General features: G+C 37.8%; 15 protein-coding genes. 14 read left to right on the top strand and 1 reads right to left on the bottom strand.

All coding sequences use genetic code 11. The features are described 5' to 3' along the window. The 14 genes from dnaA to IGK03_RS00070 all read left to right on the top strand — a co-directional run bounded on the left by dnaA (position 1) and on the right by IGK03_RS00070 (position 17272). Entirely contained in the window at positions 1 to 1344 is a 1344-nt protein-coding gene (gene dnaA, locus IGK03_RS00005) for a chromosomal replication initiator protein DnaA (RefSeq protein WP_010707915.1), read from the top strand. A gap of 201 nt (positions 1345 to 1545) precedes the next feature. After that, positions 1546 to 2676 (top strand): DNA polymerase III subunit beta, encoded by a 1131-nt coding sequence (dnaN, locus tag IGK03_RS00010; protein ID WP_002356014.1) that lies wholly within the window; start codon positions 1546 to 1548, stop codon positions 2674 to 2676. Positions 2677 to 3254: 578 nt separating this feature from the next. Continuing rightward, positions 3255 to 3500 carry a S4 domain-containing protein YaaA gene (gene yaaA / locus IGK03_RS00015; protein WP_002356015.1) on the top strand — a complete coding sequence of 82 codons (246 nt, stop codon included), beginning with the start codon at positions 3255 to 3257 and terminating at the stop codon, positions 3498 to 3500. Continuing rightward, on the top strand, positions 3487 to 4614 hold the full coding sequence (gene recF, locus IGK03_RS00020) for a DNA replication/repair protein RecF (protein ID WP_002356016.1): 1128 nt from the start codon (positions 3487 to 3489) through the stop codon (positions 4612 to 4614). Before yaaA ends, recF begins: the two co-directional genes overlap by 14 nt. Continuing rightward, positions 4611 to 6560, top strand: coding sequence for a DNA topoisomerase (ATP-hydrolyzing) subunit B (gene gyrB / locus IGK03_RS00025; RefSeq protein WP_002359210.1), 1950 nt, complete (start codon positions 4611 to 4613; stop codon positions 6558 to 6560). The genes recF and gyrB overlap by 4 nt, the downstream gene beginning before the upstream one ends. Positions 6561 to 6615: 55 nt before the next feature. Next, on the top strand, positions 6616 to 9117 hold the full coding sequence (gene gyrA, locus IGK03_RS00030; RefSeq protein ID WP_202334724.1) for a DNA gyrase subunit A: 2502 nt from the start codon (positions 6616 to 6618) through the stop codon (positions 9115 to 9117). Between the two features lie 174 nt (positions 9118 to 9291). Beyond that, a complete protein-coding gene (gene rpsF, locus IGK03_RS00035; protein WP_002356019.1) occupies positions 9292 to 9594 on the top strand; it encodes a 30S ribosomal protein S6 in 303 nt (100 codons plus the stop codon). 44 nt (positions 9595 to 9638) lie between these two features. Further along, on the top strand, positions 9639 to 10205 hold the full coding sequence (ssb, locus tag IGK03_RS00040; protein ID WP_002364599.1) for a single-stranded DNA-binding protein: 567 nt from the start codon (positions 9639 to 9641) through the stop codon (positions 10203 to 10205). A gap of 25 nt (positions 10206 to 10230) precedes the next feature. Next, positions 10231 to 10470 (top strand): 30S ribosomal protein S18, encoded by a 240-nt coding sequence (gene rpsR / locus IGK03_RS00045; RefSeq protein ID WP_002356021.1) that lies wholly within the window; start codon positions 10231 to 10233, stop codon positions 10468 to 10470. Between the two features lie 156 nt (positions 10471 to 10626). After that, positions 10627 to 12651, top strand: coding sequence for a DHH family phosphoesterase (locus IGK03_RS00050; protein ID WP_002363542.1), 2025 nt, complete (start codon positions 10627 to 10629; stop codon positions 12649 to 12651). A 5-nt stretch (positions 12652 to 12656) separates the two neighbouring features. Next, entirely contained in the window at positions 12657 to 13109 is a 453-nt protein-coding gene (gene rplI, locus IGK03_RS00055) for a 50S ribosomal protein L9 (RefSeq protein ID WP_002356023.1), read from the top strand. Between the two features lie 272 nt (positions 13110 to 13381). Continuing rightward, entirely contained in the window at positions 13382 to 14749 is a 1368-nt protein-coding gene (gene dnaB / locus IGK03_RS00060; protein ID WP_002381331.1) for a replicative DNA helicase, read from the top strand. A gap of 236 nt (positions 14750 to 14985) precedes the next feature. Then, positions 14986 to 16278 carry an adenylosuccinate synthase gene (locus IGK03_RS00065; RefSeq protein WP_002359213.1) on the top strand — a complete coding sequence of 431 codons (1293 nt, stop codon included), beginning with the start codon at positions 14986 to 14988 and terminating at the stop codon, positions 16276 to 16278. Between the two features lie 124 nt (positions 16279 to 16402). Then, entirely contained in the window at positions 16403 to 17272 is an 870-nt protein-coding gene (locus tag IGK03_RS00070) for a DegV family protein (protein WP_002359214.1), read from the top strand. A 39-nt stretch (positions 17273 to 17311) separates the two neighbouring features. Here the strand turns inward: IGK03_RS00070 and IGK03_RS00075 are convergent, their stop codons facing one another. After that, the gene (locus IGK03_RS00075; RefSeq protein ID WP_002359215.1) at positions 17312 to 18943 is read right to left on the bottom strand and encodes an ABC-F family ATP-binding cassette domain-containing protein; all 1632 of its coding nucleotides are present in this window, start codon (positions 18941 to 18943) and stop codon (positions 17312 to 17314) included. Positions 18944 to 19004: the final 61 nt, after the last annotated feature.

A 19004-nucleotide genomic window follows, 5' to 3' on the forward strand; every position in this document is an offset into this window, starting at 1 on the left:
ATGCCCGACGTGGAAAGTTTTTGGCATAGCCTTGAAGAAGCCTATCAAGCGATTTTGTCGGCGCCAAGTTTTGATGCTTGGATTAAAACCACACGCCCTTTGAAATTAGACAACAATCAATTGTGGCTAGAAGTCCCTTCTGCAGTTCATCGTGATTACTGGGAAAAAAATCTTTCGGCAAAAATTGTCGAAACTGGATTTAAATTGACCGGTGCAGAAGTGATGCCCCATTTTGTTGTTGCCGATGAAAAAGACGCAGCATTGGCACAAGAACTCGAAGAACCTGCCGAAGAAGAAATTGTTTTTAGTGAACAAAGTAAAAAAGCGATGCTTAATCCTAAGTACACTTTCGACACCTTCGTTATTGGTAAAGGAAACCAAATGGCTCACGCTGCAGCGCTTGTTGTTGCGGAGGATCCGGGTTCGATTTACAATCCCCTTTTCTTCTATGGTGGTGTAGGGTTAGGGAAAACCCATTTGATGCATGCCATTGGTCATCAAATGTTAGTGAATCAACCAGATGCCAAAGTCAAATATGTTAGTAGCGAAACGTTTACGAATGAATTTATCAACTCAATTCAAACAAAGACATCCGAACAATTTCGGAAAGAATATCGCAATGTTGACTTATTATTAGTCGATGATATTCAATTTTTGGCGGAAAAAGAAGCAACATTGGAAGAATTTTTCCATACCTTCAACGATCTTTACAATGAAAATAAACAAATTGTTTTAACAAGTGATCGCCCGCCGAATGATATTCCAAAATTACCTGAACGATTAGTTTCTCGCTTTGCTTGGGGTTTGTCTGTTGATATCACCCCGCCTGATTTAGAAACACGGATTGCAATTTTGCGCAAAAAAGCAGATGCCGAGCGTTTAGAAATTCCGGATGATACACTAAGTTATATCGCTGGTCAAATTGATTCCAACATCCGTGAATTAGAGGGTGCTTTGGTCCGCGTTCAAGCCTTTGCAACTATTAATGGAGAAGATATTACCACTAGTTTAGCGGCGGACGCCTTGAAATCTCTAAAATCAGTTGGTAGTAAAAATCAATTGTCCATCTTACAAATTCAAGAAGAAGTATCCAAATATTATCATGTGCCTCTTAAAGATTTAAAAGGGAAAAAACGGGTGAAAACAATTGTAGTTCCTCGTCAAATCTCAATGTATCTTGCTAGAGAAATGACCGACAATTCCTTGCCAAAAATTGGTGCCGAATTTGGCGGCAAAGATCATACAACGGTAATTCATGCGCACGAAAAGATTCAGCAATTATTGGAAAAAGATCCAGCGATTCAAAAAGAAGTCAGTGAAATTAAAAATTTATTGAACTCTTAGGATGTGGAAAACTAAACAAAAAAGAATAAAGTTATCCACAACTTATACACAAGTGGATAACTTAGTAAAATCAATGCTCTTTTGACTTTTCCACAGAATCAACATGCCCTATTACTTTTATTATTTATTTATATATAATATACAAAACAGTGGCGTACAAAATTAGAACGTATTGAAAATACTTAAAAAGGAGTTTACATTATGAAATTAACGGTCAAACGAAGTGTCTTTTTACAAGAATTACAAACTGTTCAACGAGCAATTTCTTCTAAAACAACGATTCCAATCTTAACGGGTGTTAAAATTGTGTTATCAGAAGATGGCTTATCACTTACTGGGAGTAACGCGGATATTTCAATTGAAAGTTTTTTAAGTAAAGATGATGAAAAAGCTCAAATGACGATTGAACGCACAGGTAGCATCGTTTTACAATCTCGTTTCTTTGGCGAAATTATTCGTAAATTACCAGAAGATATGTTCACAATGGAAGTTCTAGATAACAATCAAGTTGCAATTACTTCAGGAAAAGCTGATTTTACGGTCAATGGATTAGATGCTGACAATTATCCGCACTTACCAGTAATTGATACTCAAAACCAAATGAAATTACCTGTTCATTTATTGACAAAAATTATTAGTGAAACAGGTTTTGCTGTATCGATGCACGAAAGTCGTCCAATTTTAACTGGGGTTCACTTTATTTTAGAAAATCAAAAATTACTTGCCGTTGCGACAGATTCACATCGTTTAAGTCAACGTGTGATCCCGACAGAACAAGCAGTAGAAGACTTTAACATTGTAATTCCAGGAAAAAGTTTAACTGAACTTTCTCGTTCATTAACCAATGAAGAAGAAATGGTTGAAATCAGCATTATGGAAAATCAAGTGCTATTTAAAACAGAAACAATGTACTTCTATTCTCGTTTGTTAGAAGGAAATTATCCTGATACCAACCGTTTAATTCCAACTAGCCATAACACGCAAATTGAATTTTATGTACCAGAACTGCTTTCAGCAATCGAACGTGCCTCTTTACTTTCTCATGAAGGACGTAACAATATTGTTCGCCTTTCAATTTCACCAGATTCTGTTGTTTTATATGGAAATTCACCTGAAATTGGAAAAGTCGAAGAAGCGTTAAACTATGAAAATGTTTCTGGTGAAGCGTTGGATATTTCTTTCAACCCAGATTATATGAAAGATGCGTTGCGAGCGTTTGGCGATATGAATATTACCGTGAAATTCCTTTCTCCAATTCGTCCGTTTACATTGGAGCCAACCGAAACAGAACTAGATTTCATTCAACTAATTACACCGGTTCGTACAAATTAATCATGTTTAAAAAAGACCTTCGGAAAATCACTATGATCGCCGAAGGTTCTTTTTTGTCGTCTGTTTAAAGCCGATAAACGCTGCTAGATAAGCTTTTTAAAACTAGAATAGCTTTTACGCTAATATGATTGTGAATGTTTGAACTATCGTTTGACGAATAAATTCTGCCTTTTTTTCGTGGATAAAGAAAAAAGCCCTTTAATTTTTCGTTTAAGAGCTGTTCATTTTTTTATGAACATTTCCTAGTGAAAGAAGTTTACGTTGCTTAAAACGACGCTCAGACCTCTACAAGCTACTTTTCTTCATTGCGCGCCCTCTTCGTTTGTCTTTGAGTTACCCCTAATTGTTTTTTAGTTAAACGCTACTCGTCATTTCTGCCAAATCAGGCCCCTTTTTTCTCAAGAAAATATCAATTTCCGTTTTAAAATGCTTTTTAAGAGTTTTTTTATCCTAATAATATTTTCGGTCATTTAGAATTAAAATTGCTTAGAATGAAAATTAGACAGATAAATTTGTTTTCTCTTATGAAAAAGGGTATAATATATATGAGAACGTATTAGAAAAAAGAGGGATGCACATTGAAAAAAACGTTTGTTTTAGCAACTGAGTATATAACGCTTGGTCAGTTTCTTAAAGAAATCAACGTCATTGGTAGTGGCGGCCAAGCCAAATGGTATTTGGCAGACAATAGCGTGTTTGTTGATGGCGAGTTGGAAAATCGTCGCGGACGGAAACTTTATGCGGGCATGATGATTGAGATACCTGAAGAAGGTACTTTTTTTATGGTGAAAAACGGAAACGAGTCCGACGATGCGGCTGAATGAGCTGACACTTCAGCATTATCGTAATTATGAAACAGTCAGTTTAGATTTTCCAAAAACGTTAAATCTTTTTTTAGGCGAAAACGCCCAAGGAAAAACCAACTTGTTAGAAAGCATTTATGTTCTAGCAATGACACGAAGTCATCGAACCAGCAATGAAAAAGAATTAATTGGCTGGGAACAAGCAGCAGCTAAAATTAGCGGTGTGGTTGAAAAAAAGACAGGCACCGTGCCGTTGGAAATTTTAATTTCCAACAAAGGACGTAAAACCAAGGTTAATCACATTGAGCAAAAAAGGCTCAGTGCGTACATTGGGCAACTGAATGTTATTTTATTTGCCCCAGAAGATTTATCTTTGGTGAAAGGCTCACCTCAAGTCCGCCGGAAATTTATTGACATGGAACTCGGACAAGTGAGTCCTATTTATCTTTATGATCTTGTCCAATATCAGTCTGTTTTAAAGCAACGGAACCAATACCTAAAACAACTAGCTGAAAAGAAACAAACAGATACTGTTTATCTGGATATTTTGACAGAGCAGCTAGCTGAATTTGGCGGGAAAGTTCTATACGCTCGGTTAGGTTTTCTTAAAAAATTAGAACACTGGGCAAACTTACTCCATCAAAAAATTAGTCATGGACGCGAAACGCTCACCATTGACTACGCATCAAGCATCCCAATTGACAACACGGATCTTTCCTTAGAAGCACTTCAAAATCAATTGCTCCAACAATTAATGAACAATCGTAAGCGTGAATTGTTTAAAGCGAATACTTTTTTAGGCCCTCATCGTGACGATTTGCTATTTATTGTCAATGGTCAAAATGTTCAAACGTATGGCTCACAAGGCCAACAGCGGACGACAGCTTTAAGTATTAAATTGGCAGAGATTGATTTGATGCATTCAGAAACAGGAGAATATCCTGTGTTATTACTAGATGATGTCATGAGTGAATTAGATAATGAACGTCAAATTCACTTGTTAGAAACGATTGAAGGCAAAGTTCAAACGTTCTTAACGACAACTAGTTTAGATCACATAAAAGACAAGCTAACAGTTGAACCAGATATTTTTTATGTTCAACAAGGCAAGATAGAAAGGAATTCAGCGACATGACAGAAGAAGAAAAAAACATGAGAGAACGTGCGCAAGAATATGACGCTAGTCAGATTCAAGTTTTGGAGGGCTTAGAAGCTGTCCGGAAACGTCCTGGTATGTACATAGGTTCTACTAGTGGCGAAGGGTTACACCACTTAGTATGGGAAATCGTTGACAACTCTATCGACGAAGCCTTAGCAGGATTTGCTAAATCAATTCAAGTAATTATCGAACCAGACGATAGTATTACTGTTATCGATGATGGTCGTGGAATTCCAGTCGGGATTCAAGCCAAAACTGGTCGCCCAGCTGTGGAAACAGTGTTTACAGTGCTACATGCCGGCGGGAAATTTGGCGGTGGCGGCTATAAAGTATCAGGTGGCTTGCACGGTGTTGGTTCCTCTGTTGTTAATGCTTTATCGACCAGTTTAGATGTTCGTGTTTATAAAGATGGCAAAGTGTATTACCAAGAATATCGTCGTGGTGCGGTTGTTGATGACCTAAAAGTTATCGAAGAAACGGATCGTCACGGAACCACTGTTCACTTTATTCCAGATCCTGAAATTTTTACAGAAACAACCGTTTATGATTTTGATAAATTAGCAACACGGGTTCGTGAATTAGCCTTTTTAAATCGAGGCTTACACATTTCAATTGAAGACCGTCGTGAAGGACAAGAAGATAAAAAAGAGTATCACTATGAAGGCGGGATTAAGAGTTATGTTGAGCATTTAAATGCCAATAAAGACGTTATTTTCCCAGAGCCAATCTTCATTGAAGGAGAGCAACAAGATATTACAGTGGAAGTGTCAATGCAGTATACAGATGGCTACCACTCAAATATTTTAAGTTTTGCCAACAATATTCATACTTATGAAGGCGGAACGCATGAATCTGGTTTTAAAACTTCTTTAACACGTGTGATTAATGACTATGCACGTAAACAAAAATTGATGAAAGAAAACGATGAAAAATTAACTGGGGAAGATGTTCGTGAAGGTTTAACCGCAGTGGTTTCCATCAAACATCCCGATCCTCAATTTGAAGGACAAACGAAAACGAAATTAGGGAACTCAGAAGTACGGACCGTTACGGATCGTTTATTCTCAGAATACTTTACAAAATTCTTGATGGAAAATCCAACAGTCGGTAAACAAATTGTCGAAAAAGGTATGTTGGCCTCAAAAGCTCGTTTAGCCGCTAAAAGAGCCCGTGAAGTCACCCGTCGTAAAGGCGCGTTAGAAATTAGCAACTTGCCAGGGAAGCTGGCTGATTGCTCAAGTAAAGATCCGGAAAAATGCGAATTATTTATCGTCGAAGGAGACTCGGCCGGCGGTTCAGCAAAACAAGGACGTAGCCGTGAATTCCAAGCCATTTTACCAATTCGTGGGAAAATCTTGAATGTTGAGAAAGCCAGCATGGATAAAATTTTAGCCAATGAAGAAATTCGGTCATTATTTACAGCTATGGGAACAGGCTTCGGCGAAGATTTCGATGTTTCTAAAGCACGTTATCACAAACTAGTGATTATGACCGATGCCGATGTCGATGGTGCGCATATTCGAACGTTGTTATTAACCTTGTTCTATCGCTTCATGCGGCCAATTGTTGAAGCTGGTTATGTGTATATTGCCCAACCACCACTATATGGTGTGAAACAAGGGAAAAACATCACCTACGTTCAACCGGGCAAACATGCTGAAGAGGAACTAGCAAAAGTGTTAGAAGAATTACCTGCTTCACCAAAACCAAGTGTTCAACGTTACAAAGGGTTGGGTGAAATGGATGATCACCAACTTTGGGAAACAACAATGGACCCAGAAAAACGATTAATGGCGCGAGTGAGTGTCGATGATGCCATTGAAGCTGACCAAATTTTTGAAATGCTAATGGGCGATCGTGTGGAACCACGTCGTGCGTTTATCGAAGAAAATGCCCATTACGTGAAAAACTTGGATATTTAATGTGTCGCAACGTTGTAAGAGACGCTAGAACATATATTTAGAGGGGAAAAAATTCATGAGTGAAGAAATTAAAGAAAACATTCAAGACGTCAATCTGACCAGCGAAATGAAAGAATCTTTCATTGACTACGCAATGAGTGTTATCGTAGCCCGCGCGTTACCTGACGTTCGTGACGGTTTAAAACCTGTTCATCGCCGAATCTTATATGGAATGAACGAATTAGGGGTAACCCCTGATAAACCACACAAAAAATCAGCCCGGATTGTTGGGGATGTTATGGGTAAATATCACCCCCATGGGGACAGTGCGATTTACGAATCAATGGTGCGGATGGCACAACCTTTTAGTTATCGGGCTATGTTAGTTGACGGCCACGGAAACTTCGGTTCCGTCGATGGTGACGGCGCTGCCGCTATGCGTTATACCGAAGCACGTATGAGTAAAATTGCTTTAGAAATGCTACGAGATATTAACAAAAATACAGTCGATTTCCAAGGAAACTATGATGATTCAGAACAAGAACCAGTAGTTTTACCTGCTCGTTTTCCAAACTTACTAGTTAACGGAACAACGGGGATTGCGGTGGGGATGGCAACAAATATTCCACCACACAATTTAAGTGAAGTGATTGATGCAACAAGTTTATTGATGGACAATCCTGATGTAACGACGAATGAATTGATGGAAGTGTTACCTGGACCAGATTTTCCAACAGGCGGTTTAGTGATGGGGAAATCAGGGATTCGCCGAGCATATGAAACGGGGAAAGGTTCGATTACAGTTCGTGCAAAAGTTGAATTGACTGAAATGCCGAATGGAAAAGAACGTATTTTAGTAACTGAATTGCCTTATATGGTGAATAAAGCCAAATTAATCGAACGAATTTCTGAATTACACAGAGATAAACGAATTGAAGGAATTACTGATTTGCGGGATGAATCTTCTCGTGAAGGCATGCGGATCGTCATCGATGTTCGTCGAGATGTGAGTGCCTCTGTTGTATTAAACAACTTATACAAAATGACTGCCTTACAAACATCTTTTGGTTTTAACATGTTAGCCATCGAAAAAGGCGTACCGAAAATTTTAAGCTTGAAACGTATTTTAGAAAATTACGTCGAGCATCAAAAAGAAGTCATTACTCGCCGGACGATTTTTGACAAAAACAAAGCAGAAGCACGGGCGCATATTTTAGAAGGTCTACGAATTGCCTTAGATCATATCGATGAAATCATTGCCATTATCCGTGGATCACAATCAGATGACGAAGCAAAAGCAACGTTAATTGAACGCTTTGAATTTTCAGATCGTCAAGCGCAAGCGATTTTAGATATGCGTTTACGCCGTTTAACAGGCTTAGAACGCGACAAAATTGAAAATGAATATCAAGAGCTATTGAAATTCATTGCGGACTTAGAGGACATTTTAGCCCGCCCAGAACGCGTCATTGAAATCATTAAAACAGAGTTAAATGACGTTCGCACAAAATTTGGTGATGCACGACGCACAGAATTATTAGTAGGTGAAGTCTTAAGTCTTGAAGATGAAGATTTAATCGAAGAAGAAGAAGTCGTGATTACATTAACCAATAACGGCTACATTAAGCGGATGGCAAACTCTGAATTCCGGGCGCAACGCCGTGGCGGACGTGGTGTCCAAGGCATGGGCGTTCATGATGATGATTTCGTGAAAAACCTAGTTTCTTGTTCAACACACGACACATTATTATTCTTTACGAACACTGGGAAAGTTTACCGAGCAAAAGGTTACGAAATCCCTGAATACGGTAGAACAGCAAAAGGAATTCCAGTGATTAACTTACTGGGAATTGATTCTGCAGAAAAAATTCAAGCGATTATTTCTGTTGGGGGCAAAGCGGAAGCCGGTAAATACTTGTTCTTCACAACCTTAAAAGGAACCGTCAAACGGACAGCCGTAACAGCCTTTTCTAATATCCGTAGTAATGGATTAATCGCCATTAGCTTAAAAGAAGATGATGAGTTAGTTAACGTAGTAACGACTAATGGCAATCAGAAGATGATTATCGGAACACATGCAGGATACTCTGTCACATTTGATGAAAATACTGTACGTGATATGGGCCGGACAGCATCAGGTGTTCGGGGAATCCGTCTCCGCGAAAATGATTATGTGGTCGGTGCAGCGATTCTGGATGAAAATAAAGAAGTCCTAGTCATTACTGAAAATGGTTATGGTAAGCGTACAAAAGCTTCTGAATATCCAGTTAAAGGACGTGGCGGTAAAGGGATTAAGACAGCAAATATCACTGAGAAAAATGGTCCATTAGCTGGTTTAACCACGGTCAATGGGGATGAAGATATCTTGTTGATTACGAACAAAGGCGTCATTATCCGCTTTAACGTAGATTCTGTTTCTCAAACAGGACGCGCAACATTAGGGGTTCGTTTAATGAGAATGGAAGATGGTGCCAAAGTGGTAACAATGGCTGTTGTAGAACCAGAAGAAGTGGAAGAAGAAATCGTTGAAGTTGTAGAAACAACAGAAAACGAAACAACATCAGAAACAGAAGAATAACATAAAAAAGTTTCGCCAGTTGGCGAAACTTTTTTATTGGGGCTTTTCAAAACTATTTCTTGCTTTTGTCCATCAATTAGCATATAATTAGAGATTGTGAACTACCTTTTTAGGTATGTTCTCCTTGCTCTTAGCCAACTAAGAGCCTTGAAGTCCATAGGGAGGTGAAAATCAATGAGTCAAGATACGAAGTACGAAATCATGTACATTATTCGTCCGAACATTGATGAAGAAGCAAAAACTGCTTTAGTAGAACGTTTCGACACAATCTTAAAAGATAACGGAGCAGAAGTTATCGAATCTAAAGATTGGGAAAAACGCCGCTTAGCATATGAAATGAACGGATTCCGTGAAGGCATCTATCATATCGTTAATGTTACTTCTCCATCAACAGCTGGCGCAATCAACGAGTTTGATCGTTTAGCAAAAATCAATGACGATATTATCCGTCATATGATCGTGAAGGTAGAAGCATAATTTGTTTCACATGAAACATTTATTGACGAAAGGAGATGTTTTGAATGATTAATAACGTTGTATTAGTCGGAAGATTGACAAAAGATCCTGACTTACGTTACACCGCTAGTGGTTCAGCTGTTGCGACCTTTACACTTGCTGTAAACCGTAACTTTACGAATCAAAATGGTGACCGTGAAGCAGACTTTATCAACTGTGTGATTTGGCGTAAACCCGCAGAAACAATGGCTAATTATGCCCGTAAAGGTACATTATTAGGTGTTGTCGGAAGAATTCAAACTCGTAACTACGAGAACCAACAAGGTCAACGTGTCTACGTAACTGAAGTGGTTTGTGAAAACTTCCAATTGTTAGAATCTCGTTCTGCTTCAGAACAAAGAGGAACTGGCGGCGGTAGCTTTAATAACAACGAAAATGGTTATCAATCACAAAATCGTAGCTTTGGTAATAACAATGCCGGTTCTGGATTTAATAACAACAACAATAGTTTCAATCCATCATCTTCTCAGTCGCAAAACAATAACGGTATGCCTGATTTCGATAAAGATTCTGATCCATTTGGTGGCTCAGGTTCATCTATCGACATTTCAGATGATGATTTACCATTCTAAACGAATTTGATAGGAGGGAACAAGAATGGCACAACAAAGAAGAGGCGGACGTAAACGTCGTAAAGTCGACTACATCGCAGCAAACCACATCGAATACATCGATTATAAAGATACTGAATTGTTAAAACGATTCATTTCAGAACGTGGCAAAATTTTACCACGTCGTGTTACAGGTACTGGCGCTAAAAACCAACGTAAATTAACGATTGCTATTAAACGCGCACGTATCATGGGATTATTACCATTCGTTAGTGACGAACAATAATTTTATGACAATTTCCAGAACCAAAGAGCTTGCTCTTTGGTTCTTTTTTATCTTGACTAGTGTTTCACGTGAAACATAACAAGGTTCGCAGAATGAAGTGTTTTGTGATAAAATAAAGGATGAAATAACTAGTGAATCACCAGAGCAATATGCTCGTTGGAACAAGTCGCCTCAAAGGTCTGCAGAAAGATTGGAGGCAAAAAAATGCAAAAGAAGAGAATTCAAAAAAACGGTTTCTTAATTGTTGTGGGTCTTCTCTTAGTAGAATTTCTCCTCTATTTCTTACTAACAAATAAATGGCTGCTATTGGCGGTAATTATCGCATTAGATATCTTTCTCTTAGTGGTTATTCGGCTGTTGATTAGAGATGTAGAAATTACAAACGTAGAAAAGATTCAAGAAGCAAGTTCCATTGCTGAACAATCGTTGGATTATGTTGTAAATGAAGTACCTGTGGGAATTATTACGTATAACGGGGAAACACGCGCGGTAGAATGGCTTAATCCTTATGCTGCTTCTATTTTTAATAAAGATAATCAGCTAACGTTAACCGCTAGCCAAGTTACGTCTTATTTAGAATTAGCAGAACGAAACCAAGATATTTTTACGATTGACGAAAATACCTATCGCTTTAGCGTCAATAAAGAACAACATACAATTACTTTTGAAGATATCACTAAAGAAAGTAATTTGTATCAAGAAAAAGTCGAAATGCAAACGGCTATTGGCATTGTGTCTGTTGATAATTATGATGATGTCACCGATACAATGGATGAGAAAGAAATTTCTTATTTGAATAGTTTCATTACGACGATGGTTTCTGATTGGATGGACCAATACAAAGTTTTTTATAAGCGAATCAACGCAGAACGTTATTTTTTCATTGCCCAATGGGAAGATATTCAAAAAATGATGGACGAAAAATTTTCTATTTTGGATACGATCCGTAAGGAATCAGCTAACCATGAAGTAGCCATTACGTTAAGTATGGGGATTGCTTATGGGGGGCCAACCTTAGATCAAACCGGGACCACGGCTCAAACGAACCTAGATACAGCTTTAGTTCGTGGTGGTGATCAAGTGGTTGTAAAAGAAGCCAAAGATGAAGCGAAGCCGTTATTTTTTGGTGGAAAAACGGCAGTAACGACGAAACGTTCCCAAGTACGTTCTCGTGCAATGAGCATGGCAATTAAGGGAATTATTGCGGAATCTGCTGACATCTATATTATGGGCCATCGTTATCCAGATATGGATGCGTTAGGTTCAGCATTTGGTGTTGCTCGTTTAGCTTCGTTTAATAATCGAAAAGCGTGGATTGTTTTAGATGAAAATGAAATCATTCCCGATGTCAAAAGAGTGTTAGAGGCGATTAAAGAGTACCCAGAATTAGAAGAGCGCATTATTAGTCCTAAAGAGGCAATGAAGCGCAAGAAAGAAAGTAGCTTATTAGTTATGGTAGATTACCATAAACCGTCTCTATCGATCTCACAAGAGCTCTATGAGCGTTTTGATAAAGTGGTAATCATTGATCACCATCGACGAGGAGACGAATTTCCAGCAAAACCCTTGCTTTCTTATATTGAATCTTCTGCCTCTTCTGCTTCAGAATTAGTCACAGAATTGATCGAATACCAAAGTAATAGCGCAAATAAACTGCAGGCCTTTGAAGCAACCATGATGTTGGCGGGAATTGTGGTTGATACGAAAAGTTTCAATACACGAACGACAGCGCGAACATTTGATGTGGCTAGTTATTTACGAACTTGTGGAGCAGACTCATCTTTAGTACAATATCTATTAAGTTCTGATCTTACAAGCTATCTGGAAATGAACAACTTAATCTCTAAAAGCGAATATGTCACAAAAGATACCGTCGTTGTTGCCGGGAGTGAAGACAAAGAATATGATAGTGTCACAGCTGCCAAAACAGCGGACACATTACTTTCTATGGCAGGGATTAATGCAGCATTTGTCATTACCAAGCGGACGGATCAACAGATTGGCATTAGTGCTCGGAGTAATGGTTCAATTAATGTCCAAATTATTATGGAAAATTTAGGTGGTGGCGGTCACTTTACTAATGCGGCAGTACAATTATCAAACGTAACAGTAGCAGAAGTAAAAGAGCAACTACTTGATGTAATTCGTCAAAATATTAATGAAATGTATGAACAGGAGTGAAGGAAATGAAAGTCATTTTTTTACAAGACGTTAAAGGAAAAGGAAAAAAAGGGGACGTAAAAGAAGTGCCAACTGGTTACGCCCAAAACTTTTTAATTAAAAATGGTTATGCGAAAGAAGCCAATAAAGGGAGCATGAGTGCGTTAGCGGGTCAAAAGAAAGCCCAAGAAAAACATGAAGCAGAAGTTTTAGCACAAGCAAAAGAAATGCAAGCCTTTTTAGAAGATGAAAAGACTGTTGTAGAGATTAAGGCAAAAGCTGGAGAAGACAGCCGTTTATTTGGCTCAATTCCTTCAAAACAAATTGCAGAAGCCTTAAACAAACAATACAATGTAAAATTGGATAAACGCAAAATCGAATTAGCCAACCCAATTCGTTCTCTAGGTTACACTAACGTACCAGTCAAACTACATCATGAAGTTACAGCGAAAATTAAGGTTCATGTCGTAGCGGAATAATACAATCGATAAAAAAGAAGCCGATTTCTCCGGCTTCTTTTTTATGCAAAATAAATTACTCAAATTATTTTTATAATATTTAAAAATCAAATACACAACAATTTAAATTAACGAAAGTATTATATTTTTATTAATTGTATATTTTTAAAAATTGGAAAGTGAACTAAAAATAGAGAAATCAGCAGAGAAAAAATGTACTTTTTTTAATGAAATTGTGTTAAAATGGATAGACTAAATGAACCAGAAAGTAAGACATCGTGGGAGAGAACAAAATGAATGAATTATTGCAAGATAGGGTACCGCCACAAAATATTGAAGCGGAACAAGCCGTTTTAGGTTCTATTTTCTTAGATGCAGATGTGCTAATAGAAGCGATGGAATATGTGGAACCTAAAGATTTCTATCGTCGTAGTCATCAGTTGATTTTCCAAACGATGATGACCTTAAGCGACCGAAATGAAGCGATTGATGTGGTAACAATCAAAGATCGCCTAGAACAAGAGAATTTGTTAGAAGATGTTGGCGGACTAAGTTATCTGTCAGATTTAGCTTTAGCTGTACCGACAGCTGCCAATGTCATTTATTATGCAAAAATTGTTGAACAAAAATCGTTGCTGCGCAACTTAATCCAAACCGCTACAGAGATTGTAACTAAAGGCTTTGAGCAAGGTGAAGATGTTGAATCTATTTTGGATGATGCAGAACGAAGCATTTTAGAAGTCTCTGAAAAGCGGAATCGCAGTGGCTTTTTATCAATTTCAGATGTTCTAAATACAACTATTGCGAATATTGACCAATTATACCAAAATGATGAAGAGATTACTGGTTTACCTACAGGCTATCAAGCATTGGATAAAATGACTGCTGGCTTGCAAGCGGAAGAGCTAATCATTCTAGCGGCCCGTCCAGCGGTAGGGAAAACCGCTTTTGCATTAAATATTGCCCAAAATGTCGGCACCAAAACAGATAAAGCTGTCGCTATTTTTAGTTTAGAAATGGGGGCAGAGTCATTAGTGAACCGGATGCTTTGTGCAGAAGGATCCATTGAGGCCAGCCATTTAAGAACAGGGCAATTATCTGAAGAAGAATGGCAAAACTTAATTATTGCGATGGGTAGTTTGTCCCGTGCGAATATCTATATTGATGACACACCAGGGATTAAAATTACCGAAATTCGTGCGAAATGTCGTAAATTAGCACAAGAAAAAGGCAACTTAGGTCTAATTTTGATCGACTACCTACAATTGATTGAAGGAACTGGAAAAGAGAACCGCCAACAGGAGGTTTCTGATATTTCACGTCAATTAAAAAAATTAGCGAAAGAATTAAAAGTCCCGGTTATCGCTTTGTCACAGCTTTCTCGTGGCGTGGAACAACGTCAAGATAAACGTCCTGTGTTAAGTGATATTCGTGAATCAGGTTCCATTGAGCAAGATGCCGATATCGTTGCCTTTCTTTATCGTGATGATTACTACGATCGTGGTGAAGGAGAAGACGGCGATCATGAGCCACCAGAAGTTGACAATGTTGTAGAAGTCATCATTGAGAAAAACCGTAGTGGTGCGCGTGGAACGGTCGAATTACTTTTCATTAAAGAATATAATAAATTTTCTTCGCTTTCGCCGAGGACAGAATTTTAAAAAACGAACTCATTTTTTGAGTTCGTTTTTTTGCTTATTAAGGGATTAAAATCAGAGAGTAAAACACGAACAATATTCGTATATTTTATTATTTTACAAAAACATAACTAAAAATGTTCGTATTTTTGACAGAAACGCTTTTGATTGTGAAAGAATATTCGATTTTTACCCTTGAAAGGGACTGGTTTTACTGGTACAATGATTCAGGACAAAAAAATTATGAACGAGGTGTTCGAATGTCATCAGTAGTAGTTGTTGGAACGCAATGGGGCGACGAAGGTAAAGGAAAAATTACAGACTTTCTAAGTGAAAACGCAGAAGTGATCGCTCGTTACCAAGGCGGAGATAACGCCGGACATACCATTAAATTCGACGGCGTAACGTATAAATTACATTTAATTCCTTCAGGGATTTTCTATAAAGAAAAAATTAGTGTAATTGGTAACGGCGTAGTTGTGAATCCAAAATCTTTAGTAAAAGAATTAGCTTATTTAAAAGAAAATAATGTTGCCACTGATAATTTACGTATTTCAGATCGTGCCCATGTCATCTTGCCGTATCATATTAAATTGGATCAATTGCAAGAAGATGCGAAAGGTGAAAACAAGATTGGGACAACGATTAAAGGAATTGGCCCAGCCTACATGGATAAAGCAGCACGGGTGGGAATCCGTATCGCTGATTTATTGGATAAAGAAATTTTTGCGGAACGTTTGCAAATTAACTTAGAAGAAAAAAATCGTCAATTCGTTAAAATGTTTGATAGCGAAGCCATTGAATTTGATGATATTTTTGAAGAATACTATGAATACGGACAACAAATTAAACAATATGTTACAGATACTTCGGTTATTTTAAACGATGCATTAGATGCTGGAAAACGGGTTTTATTTGAAGGGGCACAAGGTGTCATGTTGGATATCGATCAAGGAACCTATCCATTTGTTACTTCCTCTAATCCAGTAGCTGGTGGCGTAACTATCGGTAGTGGCGTTGGTCCATCAAAAATTAATAAAGTGGTTGGTGTCTGCAAAGCGTACACTTCACGTGTCGGTGACGGCCCATTCCCAACAGAATTATTTGATGAAACAGGAGAAACCATTCGTCGTGTCGGTAAAGAATACGGAACAACAACAGGACGTCCGCGTCGTGTCGGTTGGTTTGATTCAGTAGTTATGCGTCATTCAAAACGTGTATCAGGGATTACAAACTTGTCATTAAACTCGATTGACGTGTTAAGTGGTTTAGAAACGGTGAAAATTTGTACAGCTTATGAACTTGATGGTGAATTAATTTATCATTATCCAGCAAGCTTGAAAGAATTAAGCCGCTGTAAACCAGTTTATGAAGAATTACCAGGTTGGTCTGAAGATATCACTGGTTGCAAAACTTTAGCCGATTTACCAGCTAATGCTCGTAACTACGTGCATCGGATTTCAGAATTAGTTGGTGTGCGCATTTCAACATTCTCTGTAGGTCCAGACCGTAACCAAACGAACGTTTTAGAAAGCGTTTGGGCACAAATTTAAGCAGATTTTTAAGGGAACGTAAAGGATGGCTTATGCCAGTTCAGCCTTTACGTTCTTTTTTAATTTTATATAAAAATGAAAAACTATGGTAAAATAAAAGAAAACATGAAGGGGGCAATTGTCCGTGAATTATCAATTAGTGACAGATTCTTGTTGTGACTTGCCGTATACATACTTAAAAGAAAACCAAGTACCTTTTATTAGCATGAATATTCAAATTGACGGGAAAGAATATCGCGATGATTTAGGTGAAACGTTTGATTATCAGAACTTCTTAACGGCTATTAAAAATGGAAGTATGCCCACTACCTCTCAAGTTAATGTAGGACGCTACAATGAATTTTTCCGTCCTTTTGTGGAGCAAGGGTTACCGGTGATTTATTTAGCTTTTTCATCTGGGTTAAGTGGCTCTTATCAAAGTGCGTTGCAATCAGTAGAGATGTTAAAAGAAGAATATGATAATGTAGAAATTCATATTATTGACACAAAAGCAGCTAGCTTAGGTCAAGGGATGTTAGTCCGAGAAGCCATTCGATTACAAACAGATGGTCATTCATTAGGAGAAGTTGTTGCCTATCTTGAAGAGCAAAAAATGAAACTTCACTCGTGGGTAACGGTAGATGATTTAAAACATTTAGAACGTGGCGGACGGATTTCTAAAACAGCGGCTGCACTTGGTGGCTTAATGAACATTAAACCAATTATTCGCGTGGATGCGGCAGGCAAACTAGCATCCGTTGGTAAAACTCGTGGACGAAACAAGTCCTTGCAAAAGATTGCGCAAGAAACGATTCAAGGCATTGTAGAGCCAATGAAACAAACACTATTGATTGCATATGCAGGAACGAAAGATGACGCGGAAAAAGTCAAAGAATTAATTGAAAAAGAAATAGAAGTTAATGAGATACTGATTTATCCTCTAGGACCCACCATTACTAGTCATACCGGAATAGGTTGTATTGCTGTGTTTTCTTTTGGTGAAAAAAGAAAATAAAAAATAGAGAAGTCATTTTTTAATGACTTCTCTATTTTTTTAATAATCTGAACTGAATAAAACGTCCATTTGTTTTTGAATTTCTGGGTTTTCCAAGAATTCATCATAGGTTGTTTCTGCCCGATCAATAACCCCTTTATCAGAAACAGCAATAATTCGGTTCGCTAATGTTTGGATAAATTGGTGGTCATGTGAAGCAAAAAGAATTGAACCAGTGAAAGCCATCAACCCATCATTTAACGCAGTAATTGATTCTAAGTCTAAGTGGTTCGTTGGATCATCTAAAACTAAGACATTGGCTTTGGAAAGCATTAATTTTGAAAGCATGACACGCACTTTTTCGCCTCCGGAAAGAACATTGACTGGTTTTAGTACCTCTTCACCAGAGAATAACATCCGACCTAAGAAACTACGTAAGAACGTATTGTCATCTTCTTCTTTACCAGCAAATTGACGTAACCAATCTAAAATGGTTAATGGCTCTTCAAAGTCTTTGCTGTTGTCTTTTGGTAAATAAGCTTGGCTAGTTGTAACGCCCCAACGAACAGAACCTGTATCGGGAGTAATTTCGCCCATAATCACTTTGAATAACGTAGTCGTTGTAATATCTGAGTCAGCGATGAATGCCACTTTATCATCTTTTGTTAAGTTGAACGAGATATTATCTAAGATTTTTTTGCCATCAATCGTTACAGAGACATTTTCAACTTGTAATAAGTCATTGCCGATTTCACGTTCTGGTGTAAAACCAACGAATGGATAACGACGAGAGGAAGGTTGAATGTCATCTAAGGTAATTTTATCTAACATTTTTTTACGAGACGTTGCTTGTTTTGATTTTGAGGCATTGGCGCTAAAACGAGCGATAAAGTCTTGTAATTCTTTGATTTGTTCTTCTTTTTTGGCATTAGATTGTGCTTGCAATTTTGTCGCTAGTTGGCTTGATTCCAACCAGAAATCATAGTTACCCACGTAAAGTTTGATTTTACTAAAGTCTAAATCTGCCATGTGAGTGCAGACTTTGTTTAGGAAATGACGGTCATGGGAAACCACGATAACGGTATTTTCAAAGTTGATTAAAAATTCTTCTAACCAATTGATTGAGCGGGTATCTAAACCATTTGTCGGCTCGTCTAATAGTAAGACATCTGGTTTACCAAAAAGAGATTGAGCTAATAATACTTTGACTTTTTGACCAGCTGTTAATTCGCTCATTTTTTGATCATGTAATTCTTCTGGAATGTTTAGCCCTTGGAGTAAAACAGCTGCTTCAGGTTCTGCTTCCCAACCGTCAAGTTCAGCAAATTCGCCTTCTAGTTCTGCGGCACGAATCCCATCTTCATCTGAAAAATCTTCTTTCATATAGATAGCATCTTTTTCTTTCATTACTTCGTAAAGACGTTTATGTCCCATAATTACAGTTTCTAAAACAGTGTAGTCTTCGTAGTCAAAGTGATTTTGTTTCAGCGTTGCTAGTCGCTCATTAGGACCCATTGAAACCACGCCAGTTGTCGGTTGAATCTCACCTGATAAAATTTTAAGAAACGTTGATTTTCCTGCACCGTTTGCGCCGATTAAGCCGTAACAGTTGCCAGGAGTAAATTTAATATTCACTTCTTCAAAAAGTTTACGATCTGGAAATTGTAAACTTACATCATTAACAGTAATCAATTGTTTTCCTCGCTTTTAATATATTCTTGAACCTCTCTGCATTATATCGGCTACAGAACCT

The sequence above is a fragment of the Enterococcus sp. DIV2453a genome, assembly GCF_050533535.1.
Classification (GTDB): domain Bacteria; phylum Bacillota; class Bacilli; order Lactobacillales; family Enterococcaceae; genus Enterococcus; species Enterococcus faecalis.

Coding starts and splice junctions, on each gene's coding strand:
- dnaA (WP_010707915.1), top strand. CDS start 1: ATGCCCGACGTGGAAAGTTTTTGGCATAGCCTTGAAGAAGCCTATCAA.
- dnaN (WP_002356014.1), top strand. CDS start 1,546: ATGAAATTAACGGTCAAACGAAGTGTCTTTTTACAAGAATTACAAACT.
- recF (WP_002356016.1), top strand. CDS start 3,487: ATGCGGCTGAATGAGCTGACACTTCAGCATTATCGTAATTATGAAACA.
- gyrB (WP_002359210.1), top strand. CDS start 4,611: ATGACAGAAGAAGAAAAAAACATGAGAGAACGTGCGCAAGAATATGAC.
- gyrA (WP_202334724.1), top strand. CDS start 6,616: ATGAGTGAAGAAATTAAAGAAAACATTCAAGACGTCAATCTGACCAGC.
- rpsF (WP_002356019.1), top strand. CDS start 9,292: ATGAGTCAAGATACGAAGTACGAAATCATGTACATTATTCGTCCGAAC.
- ssb (WP_002364599.1), top strand. CDS start 9,639: ATGATTAATAACGTTGTATTAGTCGGAAGATTGACAAAAGATCCTGAC.
- rpsR (WP_002356021.1), top strand. CDS start 10,231: ATGGCACAACAAAGAAGAGGCGGACGTAAACGTCGTAAAGTCGACTAC.
- rplI (WP_002356023.1), top strand. CDS start 12,657: ATGAAAGTCATTTTTTTACAAGACGTTAAAGGAAAAGGAAAAAAAGGG.
- dnaB (WP_002381331.1), top strand. CDS start 13,382: ATGAATGAATTATTGCAAGATAGGGTACCGCCACAAAATATTGAAGCG.
- IGK03_RS00065 (WP_002359213.1), top strand. CDS start 14,986: ATGTCATCAGTAGTAGTTGTTGGAACGCAATGGGGCGACGAAGGTAAA.